Source organism: Micromonospora sicca (assembly GCF_003172935.1).
Lineage (GTDB): Bacteria > Actinomycetota > Actinomycetes > Mycobacteriales > Micromonosporaceae > Micromonospora > Micromonospora sicca.
This window is the reverse complement of record NZ_QGKS01000469.1, coordinates 1-5040: the sequence shown is the minus strand read 5'-3', so window position 1 is coordinate 5040 and position 5040 is coordinate 1. Positions and strand designations below refer to the sequence as shown.

Genomic DNA, 5040 nt, shown 5'->3' with positions numbered 1-5040 from the left:
TCCGGGCTCCCCGCCGGCCCCGCCGCCGTGGTGCCGCCGGCCGCCGCCCGGCCGGTGCGGGCGTTGAGCAGGTCACGGACCGCGTCGCGGACGGTCATCGCGCGATGCGGGTCGCCGCCGCCGAGCACGGCTACGGTGACCGGGCCGTGCCGGGTCACCGCCGGGGTCCACGCGGTGGCGGCGGCGCGGTCGTCGGCGCGTACGCAGAAGATCCGGCGTTCGGCGGCGGCGGCGCTGACCGCGGCGGCGGCCGCCCGGTCGTCGACGGCGGCCTGGACCAGCCACGCGCCGTCCAGGTCGGCCGGGACGAACCGGCGCGGCTCCCAGCGCAGCCGGCCCGCGTCCAGGTGGGCGCGCAGCGCCGGGGTCAGCTCCGGCGAGACCACCAGGACGTCCGCGCCGGCGTCGAGCAGGGCGGGCACCCGCCGGGTGGCCACCGCTCCCCCGCCCACCACGACCACGCGCCGCCCGGCGAGCCGCAGGCCGAGGGGGTACGGGTTTCCCGTCACTTCTCGGCCACCCCGGCCGAGTCGAAGGTGGCCACCTCGTGCAGCACCCGGACCGCGCCGGTGACGACCGGCAGCGCGAGCAGCGCGCCGGTCCCCTCGCCGAGGCGCAGCCCGAGGTCGATCAGCGGGTCGAGGCCCAGGTACCGCAGGGCGGCGGTGGCCCCCGGCTCGGCGGAGCGGTGCCCGGCGACCATCGCCCCGACCGCGTCCGGCGCGAACGCGGCGGCGGCGAGCGCGGCGCTGACCGCGATCACGCCGTCCAGCAGCACCGGGACCCGGCGGGCGGCGGCGCCCAGGATCAGCCCGGCCAGCGCCGCGTGCTCCAGCCCACCCACCGCGGCCAGTACGCCCAGCGGGTCGGTCGGGTCGGGCGCGTGCCGGTCGAGCGCGGCGCGCACCACGTCGACCTTCCGCCGATACGTCTCGTCGTCCACCCCGGTCCCGCGACCGGTCGCCGCCGCCGGGTCGACCCCGGCGAACGCGGCGATCAGCGCGGCGGCCGGCGTGGTGTTGCCGATGCCCATGTCCCCGGTCAGCAGGATGCCCGCCCCGGCGTCGACCAGCTCGCCGGCGACCCGGATGCCGGTCTCCACCGCCGCCCGCGCCTCGTCCCGGGTGAGGGCGGCGCCGACCGTCATGTCCCGGGTGCCCGGCCGGACGTTCGCGGCCACAAGCCGGGGCCCGGCCGGGCCGGTGCCCTCGGCCGGGTCCACCGGCAGCGGGGTGGCGACGCCGACGTCCACCACGGTCACCGAGGCGCCGGCCTGCCGGGCGAACGCGTTCACCACCGCCCCGCCGGCCAGGAAGTTGCCGATCATCTGGGCGGTGACCTCCTGCGGCCAGGGGGTGACCCCCTGGGCGTGCACCCCGTGGTCACCCGCGAAGATCGCCACCGCGGCCGGCTCCGGCAGCGGCGGCGGGCAGCTCCCGGCCAGCCCGGCGAGGCGTACCGACAGGGGTTCCAGGGCGCCGAGCGAGCCGGCGGGCTTGGTCAGCCGGCCCTGGAGGTCGCGGGCGGCCACCATCGCCGCCTCGTCGAGCGGCCCGATCGCCGCGACCGTGGACTCCAACATCATGCCTCCAGGATCTCCGCCAGTACCTCGGTGAATGCGTCGCTGGTGGCCGGGTCGCGCACCGCGATCCGCAGCCAGTCCGGGCCGAGCCCCGGGAAGCTGTCGCCCCGGCGGACCGCCCAACCGCGCTCGCGCAGGCGTTCGCGGACCCGGTCGGCACCGGGCCGGTGGATCAGCACGAAGGCGCTGGCCGGGTGGCCCGCGACGCGTACGCCGGGCAGGCCGGACAGGCGGGCCACCAGGTGGTCGCGGTCGGCGGCGAGCCGCGCGGCGATGGCGCGCTCGGCCGCGACCGCGGTCGGCGACGCGCAGGCGGTGGCGGCGGCGAGCGCCGGGGTGGAGACCGCCCAGAGCGGCTGGGCGGCGGCCAGGCGAGCGAGCATCCCGGCCTCCCCGAGCAGGTAGCCGATCCGCAGGCCGGCCAGCCCCCAGGTCTTGGTCAGGCTGCGCACCACGAGCAGGCCGGGCAGGTCGCGGCGGGCCGCGAGGGACTCCGGCTCGCCGTCGACGCCGGGGGCGAGCGTGGTGTCGGCGAAGGCCTCGTCGACCACCAGCACCCGGCCCGGGCGGGCCAGGGCGGCCAGCGCCTCCGCGGGGTGCAGCACGGAGGTGGGATTGGTCGGATTGCCGACCATGACCAGGTCGGCGTCGGCGGGCACCCGGGCCGGGTCGAGCCGGAAGCCGTCCGCCGGGTCGAGCAGGACCCGTTCGACGGCGTGGCCGGCGGCCCGCAGCGCGGCTTCCGGCTCGGTGAACTGCGGGTGCACCACCACCGGCCGCCGGACGTCGCGCAGCGCCCGGGCGATCAGCACGAAGGCCTCGGCGGCGCCGGCGGTGAGGAGTACCTCTTCCGGGGGACGCCCGTGCCGGGCGGAGACGGCCGCGCGGGCGGGCGCCGGGTCGGGGTAGGCGGCGAGGTCGCCGAGGGCGGCGATCACCGGGTCGGCGAGCCAGTCGGGCATCGGGGCCCGGCGGACGTTGACCGCGAGGTCGACCAGGCCCGGGGTCGCCTCGGCGTCCCCGTGGTGCCCGAGGTCGGGCTCGGTCCCGGTGTCCGGCGGCGTTCCGATCAGCTGACCACGCATGTCCGCGATCCTGCCGGGAAGCTGCCGTGCGGGACAGCGGATCCCGGCGTGGGCCGCGTCACCACTCCTCCACCCGCTCGCCCGTTTATGAATTCTTCTCATTTCCGAATCGGAAATGTCATAGCTTGACCATGTGAGCAACCGACCCCTTGCCTCCGCTGGTCGTGCCATTCCCCTCCTCCGCGCCGGGCTGATCGCCGGCATCGTGGTCGCCGCCGCGGCGTACCCGTTGGCCGCCGTCACCGGCATCGGCGCCAAGGCCACCGCGCACGCAGTGGAGCAGAAGACGAGCATCCTGAAGACCGCGCTGCCCGCCGAGACGTCGTACCTGTACGCGCCGGACGGCAAGACCGTGCTGACGATGTTCTACGAGGAATACCGCCAGTACACGAAGCTCTCGGACATGTCGCCGAACATCCAGCAGGCGATCGTCGCCGCCGAGGACAACCGCTTCTACCAGCACCACGGCGTCGACCCGAAGGGCGTGGCCCGCGCCTTCGTGTCCAACGCCCGCTCCGGCGGCGTCTCCCAGGGCGCCTCCACGCTCACCATGCAGTACGTCCGGATGGCACTGCGGGACAGCGCCAGCACCCCGAAGGAGGTCCAGGAGGCCACCCAGCAGACCAGCCTGCGCAAGGTCAAGGAGATGCGGATGGCGCTGGACGTCGAGAAGGAGCTGAGCAAGGAGCAGATCCTGGAGCGCTACCTCAACTCGGCCTACTTCGGCCACCGGGCGTACGGGATCTACGCGGCCGCGCAGATCTTCTTCTCCAAGACCCCGGCCACCCTCACCCCGGTCGAGGCGGCCACCCTGGCCGGCCTGGTCAAGTCCCCCTCCGAGTACGACCCGATCACCTCGGACCAGAAGGACGCCACCGGGCGGCGTAACTATGTGCTGGACCGGATGGCCCAGCTCGGCTACCTCTCCCCGGACGCGGCGGCGGCGGCGAAGTCCCAGCCGATCCAGCTGAAGCTCACCAACCCGCCGAACGACTGCGCCTCGATCGACGAAAAGCGCACCAGCTGGGGCTTCTACTGCGACTACCTGAAGAACTGGTGGAGCACCCAGCCGGCGTTCGGCGAGAACCGGCTGGAACGGATGGACAAGCTGCGCCGCGGCGGGTATCGGATCGTGCTGGCCATCGACCCGAAGGTCCAGGACGCGGCCGAGAAGAACGTCGGGGCCAAGGACGGCACCGGCAGCCCGTTCGCCAACGGCATCGTGGTCGCCGAGCCGGGCACCGGCCGGATCAAGGCGATGGCGGTGAATCGGAACTACTCCCTGGACCTGAGCGAGAACGGGCCCAGCTCCAACCCGGAGGCCGGCCCGAAGACCAAGGCGAACTACCCGAACACGGTCGCCCCGCTGCTCGGCGGCGGCAGCCTCCCGGGCTACCAGGCCGGGTCGACGTTCAAGATGTTCCCGATGCTGGCCGCACTCAACTCGGGCAAGACGCTGTCCACCGAGTTCAACGCCCCGTACCGGTACAGGTCGCATGTCTACAACGACTGGCAACCGACGAACGCCAGCGGCGCGATGACCGGGCAGCAGACCATGTGGTCCGCCTTCGGCAAGTCGGTGAACACGTACTGGGTGTGGATGGAGGAGCAGATCGGCGCGGAGAAGGGCGTCCGCCTCGCCGAGCAGCTCGGGCTGCGCTGGCGGACCGACGTCGACCGAGAGCACGCCGCGCCGGACCGCGCGTCCAAGTGGGGCGCGTTCACCCTGGGCGTCTCCGACGCCACCCCGCTGGAGATGGCGAACGCGTACGCCGCGATCGCCGCCGACGGCCGGTACTGCGAGGCGATCCCGGTGAACTCGATCCTGAACCGGGACGGGACGCCGGCCATGTACACCACCATCGGCGGGGTGCAGCGGGAGGTCGCCAAGCCGCGCTGCCGGCAGGTGGTCAGCGCGGACGCGGCCCGGGCCGCCACCGACGCGGCCCGCTGCCCGACCGGCGACACCCCGGCGAAGGGCAGCTGCGGCGGCTGGTCGACCGCCGACAGCGTCCGGGGCACGGTGGGCCGCCCGGTGGCCGGCAAGACGGGTACCACGGACAGCACCCGGTCCGCCTGGTTCGTCGGGTACACCCCGGAGCTGGCGGCGGCGAGCTTCATCGCCGACCCGGACAACCCGTTCAACGCGGTGGGTGACGGCCTGTCCCAGGTCCCGATCGGCGCGGTGGCCGAGACCCTGCGCGACGCGCTCAAGGGCCAGCCCACCCGCCAGTTCACCCCGCCGTCCGACCAGATCGTCGGCTGACCGCGCCGCCGACCACCCACCACCGGACCGCCCGGGGGTGCGCCCGGGTTAGTTGATCAAGAGGTTTGCGTCCGGATCCCCGGGATCCCCGACGCAAACCTCTTGAT

Annotated in this window: 4 protein-coding genes; 1 reads left to right on the top strand and 3 read right to left on the bottom strand. The window is 74.6% G+C overall.

All coding sequences use genetic code 11. The features are described 5' to 3' along the window. The 3 genes from DKT69_RS34600 to cobC form a co-directional block, all read right to left on the bottom strand. Positions 1-509: NAD(P)-dependent oxidoreductase (locus DKT69_RS34600; protein WP_304598704.1), on the bottom strand; the 509-nt coding region annotated here is incomplete at its 3' end. Further along, positions 506-1582 (bottom strand): nicotinate-nucleotide--dimethylbenzimidazole phosphoribosyltransferase, encoded by a 1077-nt coding sequence (cobT, locus tag DKT69_RS34595; protein ID WP_109805594.1) that lies wholly within the window; start codon positions 1580-1582, stop codon positions 506-508. The genes DKT69_RS34600 and cobT, both read right to left, overlap by 4 nt. Beyond that, entirely contained in the window at positions 1582-2667 is a 1086-nt protein-coding gene (gene cobC, locus DKT69_RS34590) for an Rv2231c family histidinol phosphate aminotransferase CobC (protein WP_109805593.1), read from the bottom strand. Before cobC ends, cobT begins: the two co-directional genes overlap by 1 nt. Before the next feature lie 133 nt (positions 2668-2800). Between cobC and DKT69_RS34585 the strand changes: the two genes are divergently transcribed. Continuing rightward, positions 2801-4933, top strand: a complete 2133-nt coding sequence (locus tag DKT69_RS34585; RefSeq protein WP_109805592.1) for a transglycosylase domain-containing protein — start codon at positions 2801-2803, stop codon at positions 4931-4933. The last annotated feature ends 107 nt before the right edge of the window (positions 4934-5040 follow it).